General features: G+C 70.9%; 17 protein-coding genes. 10 read left to right on the top strand and 7 right to left on the bottom strand.

What is annotated here, in order from left to right:
- The first annotated feature begins 3 nt into the window (after window positions 1-3).
- The 8 genes from nuoN (at window position 4) to BS83_RS25360 (ending at window position 10,648) form a co-directional block, all read left to right on the top strand.
- Complete coding sequence (gene nuoN / locus BS83_RS25395; protein ID WP_051943907.1) at window positions 4-1,623, top strand: NADH-quinone oxidoreductase subunit NuoN; 1,620 nt, start codon at window positions 4-6, stop codon at window positions 1,621-1,623.
- Between the two features lie 131 nt (window positions 1,624-1,754).
- Window positions 1,755-2,765, top strand: a complete 1,011-nt coding sequence (locus BS83_RS25390; protein WP_037605872.1) for a polyprenyl synthetase family protein — start codon at window positions 1,755-1,757, stop codon at window positions 2,763-2,765.
- Window positions 2,766-2,831: 66 nt separating this feature from the next.
- The gene (locus BS83_RS25385; protein WP_037605871.1) at window positions 2,832-3,506 is read left to right on the top strand and encodes a LuxR C-terminal-related transcriptional regulator; all 675 of its coding nucleotides are present in this window, start codon (window positions 2,832-2,834) and stop codon (window positions 3,504-3,506) included.
- 184 nt (window positions 3,507-3,690) lie between these two features.
- A complete protein-coding gene (locus BS83_RS25380) occupies window positions 3,691-5,595 on the top strand; it encodes a 2-oxoacid:acceptor oxidoreductase subunit alpha (protein WP_051943904.1) in 1,905 nt (634 codons plus the stop codon).
- On the top strand, window positions 5,588-6,520 hold the full coding sequence (locus tag BS83_RS25375) for a 2-oxoacid:ferredoxin oxidoreductase subunit beta (protein WP_037605870.1): 933 nt from the start codon (window positions 5,588-5,590) through the stop codon (window positions 6,518-6,520). Before BS83_RS25380 ends, BS83_RS25375 begins: the two co-directional genes overlap by 8 nt.
- A 121-nt stretch (window positions 6,521-6,641) precedes the next feature.
- Entirely contained in the window at window positions 6,642-8,672 is a 2,031-nt protein-coding gene (locus BS83_RS25370) for an APC family permease (RefSeq protein WP_051943902.1), read from the top strand.
- A gap of 158 nt (window positions 8,673-8,830) precedes the next feature.
- Complete coding sequence (gene rarD / locus BS83_RS25365; protein WP_037609823.1) at window positions 8,831-9,757, top strand: EamA family transporter RarD; 927 nt, start codon at window positions 8,831-8,833, stop codon at window positions 9,755-9,757.
- Between the two features lie 102 nt (window positions 9,758-9,859).
- Window positions 9,860-10,648: a DeoR/GlpR family DNA-binding transcription regulator gene (locus tag BS83_RS25360; RefSeq protein ID WP_037605869.1), complete on the top strand. Its 789-nt coding sequence runs from the start codon at window positions 9,860-9,862 to the stop codon at window positions 10,646-10,648.
- A gap of 30 nt (window positions 10,649-10,678) precedes the next feature.
- Here BS83_RS25360 and BS83_RS25355 read toward each other — a convergent pair whose 3' ends face one another.
- The 3 genes from BS83_RS25355 to BS83_RS25345 form a co-directional block, all read right to left on the bottom strand.
- A complete protein-coding gene (locus BS83_RS25355) occupies window positions 10,679-11,989 on the bottom strand; it encodes an ABC transporter substrate-binding protein (RefSeq protein WP_051943900.1) in 1,311 nt (436 codons plus the stop codon).
- 176 nt (window positions 11,990-12,165) lie between these two features.
- Window positions 12,166-13,188 (bottom strand): sphingomyelin phosphodiesterase, encoded by a 1,023-nt coding sequence (locus BS83_RS25350; protein WP_037605868.1) that lies wholly within the window; start codon window positions 13,186-13,188, stop codon window positions 12,166-12,168.
- Between the two features lie 153 nt (window positions 13,189-13,341).
- Window positions 13,342-14,595, bottom strand: a complete 1,254-nt coding sequence (locus BS83_RS25345) for a LolA family protein (RefSeq protein WP_051943898.1) — start codon at window positions 14,593-14,595, stop codon at window positions 13,342-13,344.
- A 231-nt stretch (window positions 14,596-14,826) separates the two neighbouring features.
- Here BS83_RS25345 and BS83_RS25340 point away from each other — a divergent pair, with 231 nt between their 5' ends.
- Entirely contained in the window at window positions 14,827-17,442 is a 2,616-nt protein-coding gene (locus BS83_RS25340) for a bifunctional FO biosynthesis protein CofGH (protein ID WP_269664865.1), read from the top strand.
- 12 nt (window positions 17,443-17,454) lie between these two features.
- Here the strand turns inward: BS83_RS25340 and BS83_RS25335 are convergent, their stop codons facing one another.
- From BS83_RS25335 to BS83_RS25325, 3 genes are all read right to left on the bottom strand, one after another.
- Window positions 17,455-18,117 carry an MSMEG_1061 family FMN-dependent PPOX-type flavoprotein gene (locus BS83_RS25335; RefSeq protein WP_037605866.1) on the bottom strand — a complete coding sequence of 221 codons (663 nt, stop codon included), beginning with the start codon at window positions 18,115-18,117 and terminating at the stop codon, window positions 17,455-17,457.
- A 53-nt stretch (window positions 18,118-18,170) separates the two neighbouring features.
- On the bottom strand, window positions 18,171-18,956 hold the full coding sequence (locus BS83_RS25330; protein ID WP_037605865.1) for an SDR family oxidoreductase: 786 nt from the start codon (window positions 18,954-18,956) through the stop codon (window positions 18,171-18,173).
- A gap of 153 nt (window positions 18,957-19,109) precedes the next feature.
- Window positions 19,110-19,790: a hotdog family protein gene (locus tag BS83_RS25325; protein ID WP_037605864.1), complete on the bottom strand. Its 681-nt coding sequence runs from the start codon at window positions 19,788-19,790 to the stop codon at window positions 19,110-19,112.
- A gap of 182 nt (window positions 19,791-19,972) precedes the next feature.
- Here BS83_RS25325 and BS83_RS25320 point away from each other — a divergent pair, with 182 nt between their 5' ends.
- Window positions 19,973-20,809: a hypothetical protein gene (locus BS83_RS25320; protein WP_037605863.1), complete on the top strand. Its 837-nt coding sequence runs from the start codon at window positions 19,973-19,975 to the stop codon at window positions 20,807-20,809.
- An 89-nt stretch (window positions 20,810-20,898) separates the two neighbouring features.
- Here the strand turns inward: BS83_RS25320 and BS83_RS25315 are convergent, their stop codons facing one another.
- A complete protein-coding gene (locus tag BS83_RS25315) occupies window positions 20,899-21,114 on the bottom strand; it encodes a DUF397 domain-containing protein (RefSeq protein ID WP_037605862.1) in 216 nt (71 codons plus the stop codon).
- Window positions 21,115-21,170: the final 56 nt, after the last annotated feature.

Raw genomic sequence — 21,170 nt, 5'->3', positions numbered from 1 at the left:
GCCATGACGCTGGCGGCGACCGTGCCGCCCATCCCCGCGCCGCACATCGAGTACCTGCAGCTGTCGCCGATGCTCGCGGTCTTCGCCGCGGCCCTGGTCGGCGTGCTGGCCGAGGCCTTCGTGCCGCGCGGCAGGCGCTACGCGGCGCAGGTCGGGATCGCGCTGGTGGGCCTGTTCGCGGCCTTCGGACTGATCCTCTACCTGGCCCTGGACGGCTACGCCACCACCAAGGCCCATCTGGCCGCGATGGGCGCGGTGGCCGTCGACGGCCCGGCGCTCTTCCTCCAGGGCGTGATCGCGCTGATCGCCGTCGTGGCGGTGCTCGGCTTCGCCGAGCGGCGGCTGGAGCCGCGGTCCGGCGCCGGCGCGCCGGTGGACTCCTTCGCGCCGCAGGCGGCCGCCGTGCCGGGCAGCGACGCGGAGCGGCGGGCGGCGAACTCCGGCTTCGCGACCACCGAGATCTACCCGCTGACCATGTTCGCGGTGGGCGGGATGCTGCTCTTCCCGGCCGCCTCGGACGTGCTGACGATGTTCGTGGCGCTGGAGGTCTTCTCCCTCCCGCTCTACCTGATGTGCGCGCTGGCGCGCCGCCGCCGGCTGCTCTCGCAGGAGGCGGCGGTCAAGTACTTCCTGCTCGGCGCGTTCTCCTCGGCCTTCTTCCTGTTCGGTCTCGCGCTGCTCTACGGCTACGCGGGCACCGTGCAGCTGAGCGGGATCGCCGACGTGGTCTCCGGCAAGGCGACGATCACCCCGGCGCTGGCCGAGACCACCGGCAACGACGCGCTGCTGCTGATCGGCCTGGCCATGCTGGGCGTCGGCCTGCTCTTCAAGGTCGGCGCGGTGCCGTTCCACATGTGGACGCCCGACGTCTACCAGGGCGCGCCGACGCCGGTCACCGGTTTCATGGCCGCCGCGACCAAGGTGGCCGCCTTCGGCGCGCTGCTGCGGCTGCTCTACGTCGCCTTCCCCGGCCTGGTCTGGGACTGGCGGCCGGTGATGTGGGGCGTGGCGATCCTGACCATGGTCGCGGGCGCGGTGATCGCGGTGACCCAGACGGACGTGAAGCGGCTGCTGGCGTACTCGTCCGTGGCGCACGCCGGGTTCATCCTCACCGGTGTGATCGCGCTGGACCAACACGGCCTGTCGGCGGTGCTGTTCTACCTGGCCGCCTACTCCTTCGTGACCCTCGGCGCCTTCGCCGTGGTCACCCTGGTGCGCGACGCGGACGGCGAGGCGACCCACCTGTCCCGCTGGGCCGGACTCGGGCGGCGCTCGCCGCTGCTGGCGGCGGTCTTCGCGCTCTTCCTGCTGGCCTTCGCGGGCATCCCGCTGACGTCCGGCTTCACCGGGAAGTTCGCGGTCTTCCAGGCCGCGGCGGGCAGCGGCGCGACGCCGCTGGTGATCGTCGGTGTGCTCTCCTCGGCCGTGGCGGCGTTCTTCTACATCAGGGTCATCGTGCTGATGTTCTTCTCCGACCCGCGCCCGGACGGTCCCACCGTGGCCGTTCCGAGCGTCATGACCGGGACGGCGATCGCGCTGGGCGCGGTGGTCACCATCGTGCTGGGCGTGCTCCCGCAGGAGTTCCTCCACCTCGCGAACCAGGCGTCACTGTTCGTCCGGTGAAACACGAAAGCGCGCCCGGCTCTCCGCATCCCAGAGGCCGGGCGCGCTCCGTGATCCACTACGGACCGGATACGCTGCCCTTTGATGGTTTGTCTTCGCCAGCCACCCGACCAGCGACAGGAGTGTTCCCGGTGACCGTCGTGGGGCCCTTCGGGCTGAGCGTGCAGGATCAGGCACTGGAGACCGACGTCCGTGAGGGCATGGCCGCGGTCGAACAGGCACTCGTCGAGGCCACCAAGAGCGACGTGCCCTTCATCACAGTGGGCGCACAGCACCTGCTGTACGCGGGCGGCAAGCGGTTCCGCCCGCTGCTCGCGCTGCTGGCCGCGCAGTTCGGCGACGCCAGCGCGCCGGGCGTGGTCCCGGCCGCGGTGGTGGTCGAGCTGACCCACCTGGCCACGCTGTACCACGACGACGTGATGGACGAGGCGGCGATGCGCCGTGGCGCGGTCAGCGCCAACGCCCGCTGGGACAACTCCATCGCCATCCTGACCGGCGACTTCGTCTTCTCCCGCGCCTCCAGGATCCTGGCGGACCTGGGCCCGGAGGCGGTCCGGCTGCAGTCCGAGGCCTTCGAGCGGCTGGTCACCGGCCAGATCCTGGAGACCGTCGGCCCGGGCCCCGACGAGGACCCGGTGCGGCACTACCTGGAGGTCCTCTCCGGCAAGACCAGCTCGCTGGTCGCCGTCTCCTGCCACCTGGGCGCGCTGCTCGCCGGGGCGGACGAGACGGTCGTCGAGATACTGACCCAGTTCGGCGAGCGCATCGGCACCGCCTTCCAGCTGGCCGACGACGTGCTCGACGTGGCCAGCGACAGCCACGAGTCCGGCAAGACGCCCGGCACGGACCTGCGCGAGGGCGTCCCCACGCTGCCGGTGCTGCTGCTGCGCGCCTCCGAGCCCGACCCGTCCGTCCCGGGCGACCTGCGGCTGCGCGAGCTGACGGCGGGCCCGCTGGAGGACGACGCGCTGCACGCGGAGGCGCTGGCGCTGCTCCGCGCCCACCCGGCGCTGGCGATGGCCCGCGAGTCCACCCTCCGCTGGTCGGAGGAGGCCCGCGCGCTGCTCGGCCCGCTGCCGGAGTGCCCGGCCAAGACGGCCCTTGAGGGCCTGTGCGACGCGGTGGCGCTGCGCACGATGTAGCCGCCGGCCCCGGCGGTTCGCGGGTTACGGCATTCGTGTTGATGTTGCTCTTCTAGGATCGGGAGCATGTCTGCTGCCCTGCGCGTCGTGATCGCCGAGGATTCCGTGCTGCTCCGTGACGGCCTGACCCGGCTGCTCACCGACCGCGGGATGGAGGTCGTCGGCGCGGTGGGCGACGGCGAGGCCCTGGTCGCGCTGGTCGACGAGCTCGCGGGCGGCGCGACGGGCGTGCCGGACGTGGTGGTCGCGGACGTGCGGATGCCCCCCACCCACACCGACGAGGGCGTGCGGGCCTGCATCGAGCTGCGGGAGCGGCACCCTGAGGTCGGTACGCTGGTGCTGTCCCAGTACGTGGAGGAGCGCTACGCCTCCGAGCTGCTGGCGGGCACGACACGCGGGGTCGGCTACCTGCTGAAGGACCGCGTCGCGGAGGTGCGGGAGTTCGTCGAGGCGGTCACCCGGGTGGCCGGGGGCGGCACCGCGCTGGACCCCGAGGTCGTCGCCCAGCTGCTGGGCCGCAGCCGCCGCCACGACACGCTGGCGGTGCTCACCCCGCGTGAGCGGGAGGTGCTGGGGCTGATGGCCGAGGGCCGCAGCAACACGGCCGTGGCGCGGCAGCTGGTGGTCTCCGACGGCGCGGTCGAGAAGCACGTGAGCAACATCTTCCTCAAGCTGGGCCTGACCCAGAGCCCGGAGGACCACCGGCGGGTGCTGGCGGTGCTGACCTACCTGAACTCCTGAGACGGACCCCGGCACACCCCACTGGGGTACGGCTGGGGCGCGGGCCGGTTCCGGACGGGCGCCGACCTCAAAATCTGATGGACCGTCAGATATCCTGTGCTCATGATCCCGCGCTCCGGGCTTTCGGCGGCATAGGATTTCAGGCGGTGTAGCACCACCATCGGTGACGAGGGAGGCCCACGTCGTGACCAGCAGGGTCGAGGAGACGGGTTCCACGTTCGAGGAACCCCCCACTGGGGGGAAGCGGGTCAGACGCCTGGACCGCGTCGTGATCCGTTTCGCCGGGGACTCCGGCGACGGCATGCAGCTGACCGGCGACAGGTTCACGTCGGAGACGGCGGGATTCGGCAACGACCTGTCGACGCTGCCCAACTTTCCGGCCGAGATCCGCGCCCCCGCAGGAACCCTGCCGGGCGTCTCGTCCTTCCAGCTCCACTTCGCCGACCACGACATCCTGACGCCGGGCGACGCGCCCGACGTGCTGGTGGCGATGAACCCGGCGGCGCTCAAGGCCAACCTGGGCGACCTCCCGCGCGGCGCGGAGATCATCGTCAACACGGACGAGTTCACCAAGCGGGCGCTGTCGAAGGTCGGCTGGGCGGCGGATCCGCTGGACGACGGCACCCTGTCGGCGTACGCGGTGCATCCGGTGGCGCTGACCACGCTGACGGTCGAGGCCCTGAAGGACTCCGGGCTCTCGCGCAAGGACGCCGAGCGGGCGAAGAACATGTTCGCGCTCGGGCTGCTCAGCTGGATGTACCACCGGCCCACCGAGGGCACCGAGCGCTTCCTGCGCTCCAAGTTCGCCAAGAAGCCCGACATCGCCGAGGCGAACGTCGTGGCCTTCCGGGCCGGCTGGAACTACGGCGAGACCACCGAGTCCTTCGCCGTCTCCTACGAGGTCGCCCCGGCGTCCAAGGCCTTCAGGCCGGGCCGCTACCGCAACATCTCGGGGAACCTGGCGCTCGCCTACGGGCTGATCGCCGCCTCGAAGCAGTCCGGGCTGCCGCTCTTCCTGGGCTCCTACCCGATCACGCCGGCCTCGGACATCCTGCACGAGCTGTCGAAGCACAAGAACTTCGGCGTGCGGACCTTCCAGGCCGAGGACGAGATCGCCGGCATCGGCGCGGCCCTGGGAGCGGCCTTCGGCGGCTCGCTGGGCGTGACCACGACGTCCGGGCCCGGGGTGGCGCTGAAGTCGGAGACGATCGGCCTGGCGGTCTCCCTGGAGCTGCCGCTGCTGGTGGTCGACATCCAGCGCGGCGGCCCCTCGACGGGCCTGCCCACCAAGACCGAGCAGGCGGACCTGCTGCAGGCGATGTTCGGACGCAACGGCGAGGCGCCCGTCCCGATCGTCGCCCCCGCCTCGCCCGGGGAGTGCTTCACGGCGGCCCTGGAGGCCGCCAGGATCGCGCTGACCTACCGCACCCCGGTGTTCCTGCTCTCCGACGGCTACCTGGCCAACGGCAGCGAGCCCTGGCGGGTGCCGGAGGTCGACGAGCTCCCCGATCTGCGGGTGGAGTTCGCCACCGAGGTCAACGCTCCCGACGGCTCGGGCGAGTTCTGGCCGTACCTGCGCGACCCGCAGACGCTGGCGCGCCCCTGGGCGGTGCCGGGGACGCCGGGCCTGGAGCACCGGATCGGCGGCATCGAGAAGCAGGACGGGACGGGGAACATCTCCTACGACCCGGCCAACCACGACCACATGGTCCGCACCCGCCAGGCCAAGATCGACGGGATCGAGGTCCCGGCGCTGGAGGTCGACGACCCGGGCGGCGACGCGAAGCTGCTGGTGCTCGGCTGGGGCTCGACCTTCGGGCCGATCGCGGCCGGGGTGCGGCGGGTCCGGGCCGGCGGCGGCAGGGTCGCGCAGGCGCACCTGCGCTACCTCAACCCCTTCCCGGCCAACCTGGGCGAGGTGCTGAAGCGGTACGACCGGGTCCTGGTGCCGGAGATGAACCTGGGGCAGCTCGCGCTGCTGCTGCGGGCCAGGTACCTCGTCGACGCGCAGTCGTTCACCCAGGTCAGCGGCATGCCGTTCAAGGCGGCGCAGCTCGCCGAGGTCATCAAGGAGGCCATCCATGACTGACGTCAAGCTGACCGCGAAGGACTTCAAGTCCGACCAGGAGGTGCGCTGGTGCCCGGGCTGCGGTGACTACGCGATCCTCGCCGCGGTGCAGGGCTTCCTGCCGGAGCTCGGCATCGCGCGGGAGAACATCGTCTTCGTCTCCGGCATCGGCTGCTCCTCCCGGTTCCCGTACTACCTCAACACCTACGGGATGCACTCGATCCACGGGCGCGCCCCGGCCATCGCGACCGGCCTGGCGTCGACCCGCCCGGACCTGTCGGTGTGGGTGATCACCGGTGACGGCGACGCGCTGTCCATCGGCGGCAACCATCTGATCCACGCGCTGCGCCGCAATGTGAACCTGAAGATCCTGCTCTTCAACAACCAGATCTACGGGCTCACCAAGGGGCAGTACTCGCCCACCAGCGAGCAGGGCAAGATCACCAAGTCCACGCCGATGGGCTCGCTGGACGCGCCCTTCCATCCGCTCTCGCTGGCGATCGGCGCGGAGGCGAGCTTCGTGGCCCGCACCGTCGACTCCGACCGCAAGCACCTGACCGAAGTGCTGCGGCAGGCGGCCGAGCACGAGGGCACGGCCCTGGTGGAGATCTACCAGAACTGCAACATCTTCAACGACGGCGCCTTCGAGATCCTCAAGGACCCGTCGACGCGGGACACCGCACTGCTGCGGCTGGAGCAGGGGCAGCCGTACCGGCTCAGCGCCGACGGCGAGGAGATCGTGCACGACGCGCACGACCCCGACCCCACCCGCGCCTTCGCCCTGTCCCGGCTGAGCTCGCCGACCCCGATCGGGGTGCTGCGCTCGGTCCGCCGGCCGGTGTACGACCGGCAGCTGAACGAGCAGGTGGCCGAGGCCGTGACAAACCGGGGCGAAGGGCGGCTGGAGGACCTTCTTACCGGTAGCGACACGTGGATGGTTCGGTGAGGTCACACCGGCGTTAGGGACGCGCTAAGATCCGTCTCCGCTGGGACAGATGTCCGATTTGCCCGGTCGGGCGGGAGTAAGCATGTGAACGTCAACTCCCGCCCGGATCGGATTCCCCACCATGGCCGGCACCATCAGCCCCTCTGGAGAGGTCGACCTCCCGGAGAGCCTGGGCTACCGAGTGAAGAAACGTCTCCTCGGCAAGCCCCTGGTCACCGAACAGCTCACCGACGAGAAGCTCTCGAACCCTGTCGCACTCGGCGTCATGGCCTCCGACTGCATCTCCTCCACGGCGTACGGTTCCGAGCAGATGCTCGTGATCCTGATCCCGGCGATCGGCCTCGCGGCGTTCAGCGCTCTGATCCCGTTGACCTTCGTCATTCTGGGTGTACTGGTCCTGCTGACGCTCTCGTACCGCGAGGTCGTCATGGTCTACACGCGGGCCGGTGGCTCCTACGTCGTCGCGCGTGAGAACTTCGGCCCCCGCGTCGCCCAGGTCGCGGCGGTGGCGCTGCTGATCGACTACATCGTCACGGTGGCGGTCCAGGCCGCCGCCGGTACCGACGCGCTGGTCTCGCTCGGCCAGTTCCTGTGGGGCAACGACGGCTTCATAGCCTTCGTATCGGCCCATAAGATCTGGCTCACCGTCGCTGTCGTGCTCCTGCTCTGCTACGGCAATCTTCGGGGCATCCGGGAGGCCGGGCGCGCCTTCGCCATCCCGGCGTACCTCTTCTTCGCGGGCATGGGCCTGCTGGTCGTGGTCGGCATCGGTCGATTCCTGCTGGGCGACCACAGCCACTTGGACGTGCACCAGCCAGGCATGATGTCGCTGGGCACGGGCGAGCACGGCTTCTTCTACGGTGCGGCGTTGCTGACCATGCTGCGGGCCTTTGCCAACGGTGGTTCATCGCTGACCGGCCTGGAGGCCATCTCCAACGGCGTCAGCGCCTTCCGCAACCCGCAGGGCCCGAACGCCCGCAAAACCATGGTCATCATGTCGACCATCCTGGGCACCGGCGTGCTCGGTGTCTCGCTCCTGGCCAACATCACCCACGCCATGCCCTACACCGCCGGCGTGCCCACCGTGGTCTCGCAGGAGGCGGCCTGGGCCTTCGGCAACAGCTGGTTCGGGCAGGCCGGGCTGGTCTTCGTGCAGCTGGCCACGGCCCTCATCCTCTACACCGGTGCGAACACCTCGTTCAGCGGCTTCCCGTTCCTCGCGAGTTTCGTCGCGGAGGACTCCTTCCTGCCGCGCCAGCTGACTCGCCGCGGTCACCGGCTCGCGTTCTCCGCCGGGATCATCGTGCTGACCGTGATCTCGCTGGTGCTGCTGATCGTCACCGACGGCAACCTGACCCAGCTGGTCAGCCTCTATGCGATCGGCGTCTTCACCGGCTTCACCATGGCGGGTGCGGGAATGGTCAAGCATCATCTCGACCGGCGCACCGGCAAGTGGAAGGTCAAGGTCGCAATCAACGGCGCGGCGGCGGTCTGCGCCGCCCTCGTGGTCGGGATCTTCGCGGTCACCAAGTTCACCGAGGGCGCCTGGGTGGTCGTCGTGATCTTCCCGATCGGCGTCTGGTCGCTGATCAAGGTGAACAAGCGCTACCGGGAAGAGGCCGAGGCGCTGGCCACCGTCCCGGTCGACACGGTCAACCCGAACTACCGCCGCCAGGTGATGTACATCCTGGTCGACCGCGTCGACCTGGCCGTACTCAAGGCGATCCGTTATGCCCGCTCGATGCGCCCCACCGAGGTCCGCGCGGTGCACTTCATGATCGACGACCGTGAGGCCGAGCGACTGAGGACGCAGTGGGGCAACGTCGAGGTCGGCGACCTGCCGCTGGAGATCGTCGAGTGTCCTGACCGACGGATCACCCGCTCGCTGGTGGAGCTGATCGCCCGCACGGCCAAGCGGGAGAGGAGCCAGATCACTCTGCTCATCCCGGAGCGGAACTACTCGCCCGTCCTGGGCAGGCTGCTGCACCGCCGCACCGCGGACCAGATCGCCCGCGCGGTCGGCAAGCTGCCCAACGTCGTGGCGACCATCGTGCCCTTCGACGTGGTGAGCGCCCACTACGAACTCGAGGAGGCTGAGGCCTCCGGCGTCCGGGTGGAGAAGCTGGAGCACCTGGACACCCCGTCCGTCTGACCGTCCGGCCCGGCGACCGGCGGAATCGTTGCCTGATCGCGCCCCCGTTCGGATTTCCGAGCGGGGGCGCGGTCGTCTACCGTGCGAGGGGGAGGTAGGGGACGCATCCGGGTTCGAGGGGTTACACGGTGGGACGGAACGAAGAACGCAAGGGCCTGATGCTGGGCTTCGCCGCGTACGGCATGTGGGGGTTCTTCCCGCTCTACTGGCCGCTGCTGAAGCCGGCCGGGGCGGGGGAGATCCTGGCCGACCGGATGGTGTGGTCGCTGGTCACCGGCGTGCTGCTGCTGGCCGTGGCCAGGCTGCGACGCCCTGACGCCTGGTCCTGGATACGCCCGCTGCTGCGGCAGCCCGGGCGGCTCGCGCTGGTCGGGCTCGGGGCGGCGGTGATCAGCGTGAACTGGGGGATGTACATCTGGGGCGTGAACAGCGGGCACGTCGTGGAGACCTCGCTGGGCTACTTCATCAACCCGCTGGTCACCATCACCTTCGGCGTGCTCGTCCTGCGCGAGCGGCTTCGGCCCGCGCAGTGGGCGGCGGTGGGGATCGGCGCGGTGGCCGTCGCCGTGCTGACGGTCGGCTACGGACAGCTGCCCTGGATCGCGCTGACCCTGGCCCTCTCCTTCGCCACCTACGGGCTGATCAAGAAGAAGGTCGGACTCGGCGGCCTGGAGGGCTTCGCGACCGAGACCGCCTTCCTCTTCCTGCCCGCCCTCGGCTACCTGTTCTTCCTCTCCGGCACCGGGCACTCCACCTTCACCTCCCACGGGCCCGGCCACGCGCTGCTGCTGGCGCTGTGCGGGCTGATCACGGCCGTTCCGCTGGTCGCCTTCGGCGCCGCCGCGGTGCGGGTGCCGCTGACCACGATGGGTCTGCTGCAGTACCTCGCGCCGGTGTTCCAGTTCCTGCTCGGCATCGCCGTCTTCCACGAGCACATGCCGACCGCGCGCTGGATCGGCTTCGGACTGGTGTGGGCGGCGCTGGCGGTGCTCACCTTCGACGGGCTGCGCCAGGCGCGGCGCAGCCGCCTCGCCGAACTCCGGGACACCGCCGGGGCGGAGGCGGTCGGCGTCACGGCGTCCTGACGCCGGACCTCTTGACACGACTGCACGCCGGGGCATGTGATATGCGCGGTCCTGTTTGATTGCGTTCAAGCATGTCCGACTCCGTCGGGGGAGAGGGGCGAGATGCTCGCGAAGCGGCGGCAGTCCGTGATCCTCGCGGAGATCCGGCGGAGTGGCAGCGTCCGGGTGGGGGAGCTGTCGGCCAGGTTCGGCGTCTCCGACATGACGATCCGTCGGGACCTGTCCGAGCTGGCCAGGCTGGGCCTGGTCGAGAAGGTCCACGGCGGGGCGCTGCAGGCCGGCAACGCGGGCAGCGTCGAGCCGGGCTTCGAGGCCAAGGTCGAGTGGGAGCCGGAGGCCAAGGACGAGATCGCCCGGCTCGCGGCCGGTCTGGTCCGGCCCGGCACGGCCATCGCGCTGTCCGCGGGGACGACCACGCACGCGCTGGCCCGGCACCTGCTGCGGGTGCAGCGGCTGACGGTGGTGACGAACTCGGTGCGGGTGGCCGACGTGTTCGAGGAGGCGCGCCGGCCCGGGCGCACCGGACCCACCGTCGTGCTCACCGGCGGCGTACGCACCCCCAGCGACGCGCTGGTCGGCCCGATGGCCTCGCTGGCCCTGCACGACCTGCACGTGGACCAGCTGTTCATGGGCTGCCACGGCCTGGACCCGGAGGCCGGGCTGACCACGCCCAACCTGGCCGAGGCGGAGACCAACCGGGCCCTGATCGCCTGCGCGGGCAAGGTGGTGGTGCTGGCCGACCACAGCAAGTGGGGCATGGTCAGCCTCAGCTCCTACGCGCCGCTCTCGGCGGTGGACACGCTCATCACCGACGCCGCGATGCCCCCGGAGGTCAGGGAGCTCGCGGTGTCGGCGGTGGGACGGCTGCTGGTGGCCGGACAGCCGGCGTAGTCCGAGGGCGGCACCACGCCGTGGCGGGCCCTACGCCGCGTAGGTGTGGGCCGCCGTGACGAGCGCGGACTGCAGCCGGGTCGGGTTGCGGTCGTTGACGAACGTGGTGACGGCCGCGTCGATGGCCCCGTTCCATGCGGCGCGGGCGACCACGCCGTGAGTCAGCGAGCCGACGATGTGGGTGGAGGTCCACTGGTCCATCGACCACCGTGAGTAGGTGTCGAAGAGGCCCCGCTCGGTCGAGCCGACGACCGACCGCGGCGGGATCGCACCCTTGGCCGCGGTGAAGGAGTCCTGGCCGCCCTGGCTGCCGCACTCGATCAGCCAGGCGATGGCCGCGTCCCGGTCCTTCGCGCCCTTGGGGAGCGTGAAGCAGTCGGAGGCGAAGACGAAGGTGCCTGAGGTGCCGGGAGCGGGGGACCAGTCGTAGTCCCGGTGCGCGATCAGGCCGGACAGGGTGAAGGTGGCCTCGGTCCAGTCGCCCATGATCTGGTAGGCGGCCTCGCCCTTGCCGACCATGGCGCTCGCCTGGTCCCAGGTCATCGCCGCGGTCTGGGGGCTGGTCAGCGACATGATCTGTCGCAACGCCGCGAGGGCCGCGCTGACCGGCTGGCTGGTCCAGTCGCCGCCGCGCCGCCAGAGCGTCGACCAGGCGTCCGGGCCGAGCTCGGCCACGAGCAGCACCTCCATCAGGTGCTTGACCTGCCAGTTCTGGTCCGGCGTCGTGCCGATGGCGATCGGGACCTTGCCGGCGGCCGCGACCTTGTTCAGGGCGGTGAGGAACTCGGGCACCGAGGTGGGGGCGGAGGAGATCTTCAGGTGGTCGCAGAGGCGCTTGTTGGACCACAGCACGTTGATGTGGTGGATGTCGAGCGGCACCGACCAGTGCTTGCCGTTGCGCTTGGCCAGCGCCAGCAGTGTCGGGTTGACCGAGCGGTCCCAGCCCTGTTGCTGGTAGAGGAAGCCGAGGTCCTCCAACTGGCCGGCGTCCACGTAGTCGTCCAGCATCGCGCCGGCCTGGGCCTGGAAGGTGTCCGGCGGGTTTCCGGCCTTCATCCGACGGGCCAGCTCCGCCTTGGCGTTGGCGCCGGCGCCGCCGGCGACGGAGCGGTTGATGAATTTGATGTTCGGATTGTGCAGATGGAACTCGCTCACCAGGGAGGAGAGTGCGTTGGCCTCCCCGCCCTCGGTCCACCAGGAGAAGACCTCCAGTGAACTCGGGGCGCCCGACTCCCCGGTGACGCGTGTATTGCTGCTTCCGCAGCCACTCAACAGCGCCGAACCGGCCGAAACGGCGGTGAAACCGGCAGCAGCGAGAAAGGCGCGGCGGCTGATGCTCATAGGTGAAGCTCTCTGGTCGGACCGGATTCGCCCCCGCACTGGGCGAGTGGGACGGTCCATGGCATCCGTATTACCTGCAGTCGTCAAGGGTCCTTTCATTAGGTGAGACGCAAGCGAAGAAAGGGAATTGACACCCCGTTGAGGGGTGCAATTCCCTTTCCGTGGACATGCGGTCGTTACGGCAGCTGGAAGGTGGTCTGGACCGGGTAGTGGTCGCTGGGGGAGCGGGTGTCGAGCGCGCCCGAAGTCCAGCCGGACTGCGGGTCGAAGTCGGTCGCCACGGCGGGCAGCGCCGTCGGAACGGGGCGGCCGGGCGCGTTGAGGTAGCCGAGGTAGTCCAGGCTGTCCTGGTAGTCGACCGGGAAGGTCTCGACGCCGGCCATGTACTGGCACCAGGCGGAGACCGGGCAGTCCATCGTCCAGTGCTGCGACGGGTCGGTCGCCGGGGTGCCGAGGACGCCGCCGACGGCGTTCTGCGCGTTGGCGTAGTCGCCGCGCGCCGCGCCGTGGGAGTACTCGACGTTCAGGTCACCGCCGATCAGCACCGGGGCGGTCGAGCCGACGATGCCGTTGACCCAGCCGCGGATCTCGCCGAGCTGGGCGAGGCGGGTCGCCTGGGTGGTGTCCGTGGAGGTGTTGGACTGGTCCGCCTGGAGATGCGTGCCGACGACCCAGGTCTTCACGCCGTTCTTGTCGATCTCGGCGAGGGCGGCGCCCTTGTTGGCGTTGTAGTCCCAGGTGCCCGAGGTCGAGTTGGAGAAGACGTGCGCGTACTGCGCGTCGATCGGGTACTTCGAGAAGATCATGGTGCCGCCGTTGATGACGAACCAGGAGTTCGAGCAGTCCCCGCTGATGCCGTTCCAGCCGCCGCCGGAGCAGACCTGGCCGACGACGGGCGTGTGGTACGGGTACAGGTCGGCCAGCTTGCTCTCGATGTCGCTGGTCGAGGCGTGGTTGAAGAGCTCGTCGAGCACCACGACGTCGGCGTTGTGCTGGCGGACGATCGACTCGACCACGGGCGTGCGGGTGGCGGCCTGCTCGTTCTGGGTGCTGTCGACGATCGAGGTGCCGAGGTCGACGTTCCAGGCGAACACGGACAGGGTGTTGCCGCCGGTGGTGGCGTGGGCCGTGGTTGTCGCGTCGCCGATCAGCGCGGTGGTGGCGGCGAGAGCGGCGGCGAGCAGGTGACGCGTGCGCACGTGGTCTCCTCGGTGGAGGCGGGCCTGAGCATGACAGGCTGCACGCTAGCTACCGAGGGGTAATTATTGAAGAACTGTGCATGAGCAGTCGTGATCGGCCGACCGAAGAATCGGTCGGCCGATCACTTGTCCGGACTACTTGCTTGTCCGGAGCTACTTGGCGAGGCTCTCCAGGTACCCGGGGGTCACCGCGCCGGCGTAGACGGTGCCGTTGTCGGCGACCAGGACGTTGAGGAGCTTCGTCGAGAAGAGCGTCCCGCCGTTGACCGGGGTGCCGAAGGTCTTCAGCTCGGCCAGCGGGTCCTTGGCTCCGGACGTGCCGCCCTTGGCCGTGGCGGACGGGCTGATCTCGTAGACCGTCGTCCAGCCGGTGCCGACGACCTTGACGTCGTTGTTCCGGCCGGCCGTGCCGGGGAGGCCCTTGCCACCCTTCTCGCCCTTCGGACCCTGCTGACCCTGCGGCTTCGCCGGGTGCCCCGCGCGGTCCGCGGCGGACTGCGTGGTGACCTTCGTGCCCGCCGGGGGCAGGAAGGTGAAGGAGCCGGCCGCCGGAGTGTCGAAGGAGATCGAGGCGAAGCGGACGTCCGCGATCGGGCTGCTGCCGTCCGCCGGGTTCACCCGGACCTCCAGCGGCATGTACGTCTTCGCGTCGACCGCGATCCTGACGTCGCCGATCGTCGAGCCGTGGCCCTTCGGGGAGACCACCAGCATGTAGACCGAACGCCCGGCCACCATGGAGGTGTTGTCCACCGAGACGTCGCTGAACGGCGCAATCGTCCGCAGCAGCTGGGCGGCCTGCGCCGGCGTGGTCACCGAAGGGGTGTCCGGGGCGGCCGGCGCGGTGTCGTTCCTGCCGATCCCGACGTAGTGGACGGCCTGCTTGGTCTGGCTGTCGTAGGCCCAGGCGTCCGTGCCGTTGTGCACGACGCGCACCGTGCGGCCCGCGTCGGTGAGGCTGAAGCTCTGCTTGGTCTGGCCGTCGGACGCGACGTCCGCCGTGTGCGTCCCCGAGAGCAGCGAGACCAGCTGCTGCTCGGCGAGCTGGGCCTGGGCGTCGTGCGCCCCGCCGCCCTTGGTGCCGGAGGCGACGGCCGAGGGCAGCGCGCCGAGCAGCTGGGACGGGATGCCCAGGTCGACGGTGGCCTCGACGGTGCCGGAGAAGCTGTCCACATGGCTGCTCAGCGTCTTCGACAGCAGGGCCTCGGCGCTGATCGACGGCAGCGGAGGCCCCGCTGCCAGGGCGGTTCCGGCCGCGACGGAGCCGGCGACGGCCGCGACGGCCACCGACACCAGCAGGACCCGCTTGCGGCTGCCGATCGCGCCGCGGCCGCGGCCGCCCGCGCCGGACGGCGTGCCCTCCGGCGTGCCCTCCGGGGTGCCCGCGGTGTCATCGGTGGTGTTCGACATTGCTCGTCCCTCCGTCATTCTGCTGCACTGCCATCCTGCCGCCCCGCCTTCCTGCGGGGCTCCCCACGATGACCATTGAACGCCTCCGACCCGTCCACCGGCATCGGCCCGTGGGCGCAAAAGGGATTCCACCCCTCGTACTACGGAACCCTGAGACGATCTCAGGGTTCGCTCAGGGGTGCGCGGCAGCAACACGTTTCACTTCGAGGCGCTGCGCGTATGGTTCACCTCATGAAGGATCACCCGACCACCACCGCCATGCGCCGCGCGCTGCACCGGGCCAGGCAAGGAGTCGCGCTGGACACGGCGGAGGCCGCCGTCCTGCTGCACGCCCGCGGGGAGGACCTGCGGGAACTGTGCGCCACGGCCGCGCGGCTGCGCGACGCGGGCCTGGCGGAGGCCGGGCGGCCCGGCGTGATCACCTACTCGAAGAAGGTCTTCATCCCGCTGACCCGGCTCTGTCGGGACCGGTGCCACTACTGCACCTTCGTCACCGTCCCCGGCAAGCTGCGCCGCGAGGGCCACGGCCTCTACCTCTCGCCCGACGAGGTCCTGGACATCGCCCGTCAGGGCGCGGCGCTGGGCTGCAAGGAGGCGCTGTTCACCCTCGGCGACCGGCCCGAGGACCGCTGGCCCGAGGCCCGCGAGTGGCTGGACGCGCACGGCTACGACGACACGCTCGCCTACGTGCGGGCCATGTCGATCCGGGTGCTCGAGGAGACCGGCCTGCTGCCGCACCTCAACCCGGGTGTGCTCGGCTGGACCGACTTCCAGCGGCTGAAGCCGGTGGCGCCCTCCATGGGGATGATGCTGGAGACGACGGCGACCCGGCTCTGGTCCGAGCCCTCAGGCCCGCACCACGGCTCGCCGGACAAGGAGCCCGCCGTCAGGCTCCGGGTGCTGGAGGACGCGGGCCGCTCGGCGGTGCCCTTCACCAGCGGCATCCTGATCGGCATCGGCGAGACCCACGAGGAGCGTGCCGAGTCGCTCTTCGCGCTGCGCCGGGTGGCCCGGCAGTACCACGGGCTGCAGGAAGTCATCGTGCAGAACTTCCGCGCCAAGCCGGACACCGCGATGCGCGCGATGCCGGACGCCGAGCTGGAGGAGCTGGCCGCGACGATCGCCGTGGCGCGCGTGGTGCTCGGCCCCGCCGCCCGCATCCAGGCGCCGCCGAACCTGGTCGACGAGGAGTACGCGCTCATCATCGACGCCGGCATCGACGACTGGGGCGGCGTCTCGCCGCTGACCCCCGACCACGTCAACCCTGAGCGGCCCTGGCCGCAGATCGAGGCGCTGGCGGCGCGCACCGCCGCGTCCGGCTTCACCCTGCGCGAGCGGCTGACGGTGTATCCGGAGTACGTCCGCCCCGCGCTCCAGGGGCGGCACGACGAGCCGTGGCTCGACCCGCGGGTGCTGCCGCACGTCCGGGCGCTCGCCGACCCGGAGACCGGCCTGGCCCGCACGGACGCGATGCCGGTCGGCCTGCCCTGGCAGGAGCCGGAGGACGCGTTCGTCGCGAGCGGCCGGACCGACCTGCACGTCGGCATCGACACCGAGGGGCGCAGCGGCGACCGGCGCTCGGACTTCGACGACGTCTACGGCGACTGGGACGCCCTGCGCGAGCAGGTCGCCGCCGGCGCGTCGGAGTCGGCGGCCACCCCGGCCCGCCTGGACGCCGAGGTCCGCTCGGCCCTGGCCGTCGCCGCGGATGACCCGCGCCGGCTGACGGACGACCAGGCGCTCGCGCTGCTGCACGCCGAGGGCCCGGCGCTCGACGCGCTCTGCTCCGTCGCCGACGCGGTGCGCCGCGATGTGGTCGGGGACACCGTCACCTACTGCGTGACCAGGAACATCAACTTCACCAACGTCTGCTACACCGGCTGCCGCTTCTGCGCCTTCGCCCAGCGCAGGACCGACGCTGACGCCTACACGCTCTCGCTGGAGCAGGTCGCCGACCGGGCCGAGCAGGCCTGGGCCGTCGGCGCGACCGAGGTCTGCATGCAGGGCGGCATCCACCCGGACCTGCCCGGCACCGCGTACTTCGACATCGCGCGGGCGGTGAAGCAGCGCGTGCCGGGGATGCACGTGCACGCCTTCTCGCCGATGGAGGTCGTCAACGGGGCCACCAGGACCGGGCTGTCCGTCAGGGAGTGGCTGCGGCAGGCGCAGGAGGCGGGCCTGGACACCATCCCCGGCACCGCCGCCGAGATCCTGGACGACGAGGTCCGCTGGGTGCTGACCAAGGGCAAACTGCCCGCCGCGACGTGGGTCGAGGTGGTCTCCACCGCGCACGAGCTCGGCATCCGCTCCTCGGCCACCATGATGTACGGGCACGTCGACCAGCCCCGCCACTGGCTCGGCCACCTGCGGCTGCTGGCGGACATGCAGGACCGCGCGCTGGAGGCGGGCAGGGAGGGCTTCACCGAGTTCGTGACGCTGCCTTTCATCCACACCAACGCCCCGGTCTACCTGGCGGGCATCTCCCGGCCCGGTCCGACCGTGCGGGACAACCGGGCGGTCACCGCGATGGCCAGGCTGCTGCTGCACGGTCGGATCCCGAACATCCAGACCAGCTGGGTCAAGCTCGGCAGCGAGGGCGCGGCGGAGATGCTCCGCTGCGGCGCCAACGACCTGGGCGGCACGCTGATGGAGGAGACCATCTCGCGGATGGCCGGCTCCTCGTACGGCAGCTACAAGTCGATCCGCGACCTGGAGGCCGTCGCCGCGGCGGCCGGCCGCCCGGCCGCCCAGCGCACGACGGTCTACGGGGAGGTGACCGCCGAGCGCAGGGCGGCGGCGCTGGCCTCGGACGGCCACCTGCCGGAGCTGCTGCCCGTGCTGGACTGAGCCTCGCGGGCCTCACTCGTAGCGGTAGAGCAGGGCCTCCCGCTCGTCCTGCTGGATCTGCTCCAGGGTGAGGCCGGGCAGGTTCAGCTGGGCCAGGGTGACCTCGGCCGAGCTGGGCTGCGCGTCGGCGGGCAGCCAGTTCTCCGGCTTCCACGCGTTGCCGCGCAGCAGCGACTTGGGGCAGTGCGGGTAGACCTCCTCGATCGCCACCACCAGCGCGCTGACCGGCGGCTTCCCCACCGCGGTGAGCTGCGAGAGCAGTTCGGGGCGTGCCGAGACGCAGGCGCGGCCGTTGACCCGCAGCGTCGTGGGGCGGCCGGGGACGACGAAGAGCAGCCCGACCCGGCCGGTGCTGATCACGTTCTGCAGGGTGTCCAGCCGCTTGTTGCCGGTGGCGTCGGGGATGACCAGGGTCCGGTCGTCGAGCACGGAGACGAATCCGGCCGGCCCGCCGCGCGGCGTGACGTCGGCGTGCCCGTCCGGGTCGACGCTGCCGACGAAGACCAGGGAGGCACAGCCGATCAGGGTGCGGGTCTGCTCGGTCAGCCGGTCCATCTGTTTCCGCACGGCCGCGGCGCCGGGCTCGGGGTAGAGCTCGCGCAGCGCCTCGGTCGTGCGGACGGCGTCGGCATGAAGGGCGTCGAACAGGGTGGTGGGCTCAGTTCGAATCGTCATACTGACGAGAATAGAGAAGGCGTCAATCGGCCCGCGGGAGCCGGTGGTCGGGGTCAGCGCATCAGCTCTCCGGCGTTGACCAGGAGTGACTGACCGGTGATCGCGCGGGCCCGGTCGCAGGCGAGGAAGATCGCGGCCTCCGCCACGTCGCCGTCGGTGGCGAGCTCCGGCAGCGCCATGCGGGAGGTCAGGCGCTTCTTGACCTCCTCCTCGGGGATGTTCTCGGTGGCGGAGGTCCAGGTCACGTAGTTCTCCACCGGCGGTCCCCACATCCAGCCCGGCAGCACCGTGTTGACCCGGATCCGCTCCGGGCCCAGCTCGCGGGCCATCGAGTACATCGCACTGGTCAGCGCGCCCTTGGAAGCCGCGTAGGCGGCCTGCCGGACCTGGGTCGGCGCGGCCACGGAGGACTGCGTGCCGATGATGACCACGGAGCCGCCGCGCTCGCGCAGCGCGGGGAGGCAGGAGCGCGTCAGCTGCAGCGTGCCGAACAGGTTGACGTCCATGACCCGGCGCCAGTCCTCGAAGTCGGCGTCGGCGAGTCCGCCGAAGTGGCTGTCCAGGGCGGCCACGTGGATGACGGCGTCGATCCGGCCGAAGCGCTCGACGGCGAGGGCGGCGAGGGCGTCGCAGCGCTCCGGGTCGGCGATGTCGGTCCGCTTCCAGGCGGTGCGGCCGGGGTGGTCGGCCTCGATCTCGGCGGCGGTCTTGGCCAGGTTCTCCTGGGTGCGCGCACCCATGACCACGTTGGCCCCGTCGCGGGCGGCGGCCACCGCGACCCGGTGTCCGAGACCGGGCCCGACCCCGGAGACCACGACGGTGCGACCTTCGAGCAGCATGGGCCCTCCCTGGCGGGATCACTCCGATTCACATCTGACGATGCGTCAGACTAGGCCCGGGTCCCGGGGAAATCCAGAGCGAGGACCGCGCGACGGCGTGCCGGCGGAAGGGCGCCGACGGGGCGCGGTCGGACGGGGCTCGGTCGGATGGGGTCAGCCGATCAGCAGCCAGAAGCGGTCGGACAGCTCCTCCTCCGACGACTGCCGGGTCTCCGCCGCCGCGGGCCCGGTGGTACCCCAGAGCGCGCTGGCCGTCGCCCTCTCGCCGGCCAGCGACTTCAGGGCGTAGGAGATCCAGTCCTCGTCCAGCGTCGGCACCAGGATGCGGAGCGGTTCGACCTGGGACTGCCACCGTCCGTCGACCGCGCGGCGCAGGATCTCGTCCAGGCGCTCCGCCCGTCCGGTCGCCTGCACCAGAGCGCGCGGGCTGAGCTGCAGGATCGTCGCCAGGTCGATGGTCTGCAGCCGGTCGCCGTCCCACTCCAGCTCCATCCGGACGTAGGCGCGCACGGGGACCCGCAGGCGGCGGGCGACCTCCTCCTGGGGCAGGTCGAGGGCGAGTCGGTAGTCGCGCAGCGACTCGGCCCGGCCGCCCATCAGCTGGCCGGGCAGGCACCAGAGCGCCCGGGCCAGCGCGGTGAGCTCGCGCTCGTCGGGGTGGGCCGCGCCGGTCTCCCAGGCGATGACCAGGGCGGGTGGCGCGGGCAGTGCGTAGGAGTCCGCCAGCACCCGGGCCACCATCGCCGGGCTCATGCCCAGGGCGCTGCGCACGGCGCGGGCGGCTGCCGGGTCGAACGGGACGGGGGCGGGGGAGGCGGACGCGCGTCTCGGCATGAACGGAGGTTATGCGGACAAGGCGGACGCGCCCCAGCACAGGATCACACAGGGAGCGGGCGGTCGCCGGAGCGGTCCGCTGGAGCATCATCCAGGGCCGACCGACTTCTCGCAGGCCCTGCGTGTGCCGACCGTTGCGTGACCTATGGGAAGTTGTCAGAATCTGACTTACCGTCAGCTCCATGACGGACGATCTGGAGCAGTACACCCAGCTGGCCGCGAGCGGGCCGTACGGCGTCGCCATCGGCAGCTCGCTGATCACCATGGTCGAGCCCCTGCCGGGCCACGAGTACGCCTACAACCGTTGGTACGAGGACGACCACTTCTACGCCGGGGCCATGGCCATGCCGTGGATGTTCGCGGGCCGGCGCTTCGTCGCCACCCGCGAACTCCAGCTGCTCCGGTACCCGGAGAAGTCGGCCGTGGCGGAGCCGGTGACCGCGGGTTGCTACCTGTCGGTCTACTGGGTCACCGAGGGCCGGCACGACGCGCACATGCGCTGGACCGTGCAGATCAACAAGCGGCTCAACCGCGACGGCCGGGTCTACCGCGACCGCACCCATGTCTTCACGGCCTTCCAGCAGCACGTCAGCACCTACTACCGCGACGGTGCCGCGGGACCGCGGGACATCCACGCGCTGGACCACCCCTACCAGGGGCTGGTGCTCGAGGTGATCGACACCGAGAACGCGGAGCAGCGGCGGCAGTTGGCCGACTGGCTGATGGACCGGCATCTGCCGTCCCGGCTGCGCAGCGGTGCTCCGGCGGCGATGTGCACGCTCTTCGAGCCGCTGCCGCTGCCGGTCGACCGGATGTCCTACGTGAAGCCCGTGGACGGGACCGACACCCGGCTCACGCTGATCTGGTTCCTGCAGCAGGACCCGCGCAGCTGCTGGGACGCCTTCACCGGCCTGGACGGGGAGGTGGCCGCCGCGGTGCCCGGGGCGCGGGTGGAACTGGTGGCGCCGTTCGTCCCGACGCTGCCGGGGACCGACGTCTACGTGGACGAGCTGCGCTGAACGGCGCTGTGCTGAACGGCGGTGGGGATGGCGTTGGCGGGACCGGGTGCGCCCGGTCCCGCCGCCCCGCCGCTGCGGCAGGGCGAGGGTCAGGCCCGGTCGAGGTCGAGGGAACCGGTGCCGACCTCGGCGAGGAACGACTGCCAGGCCTCGCGGGAGAAGCCGAGCGAGGGGCCGGACAGGTCCTTGGAGTCGCGCACGAAGACGGCCTCGCCGGGCCTGGCGACCTCGACGCACGCGTTGGCCCCGGAGTAGCTCGACTTGCGCCAGTCGAGAGCGTCGAGGCGGTTGTCCTCAGTGATCATTTCATTCTCCAGTTCCGCAATGAGGGGACCGACAATCAGGTGATCGTGATTGCTGG

It is taken from the genome of Streptacidiphilus rugosus AM-16 (assembly GCF_000744655.1).
GTDB lineage: Bacteria > Actinomycetota > Actinomycetes > Streptomycetales > Streptomycetaceae > Streptacidiphilus > Streptacidiphilus rugosus.
This window is presented reverse-complemented; position numbering and strand designations above follow the sequence as displayed.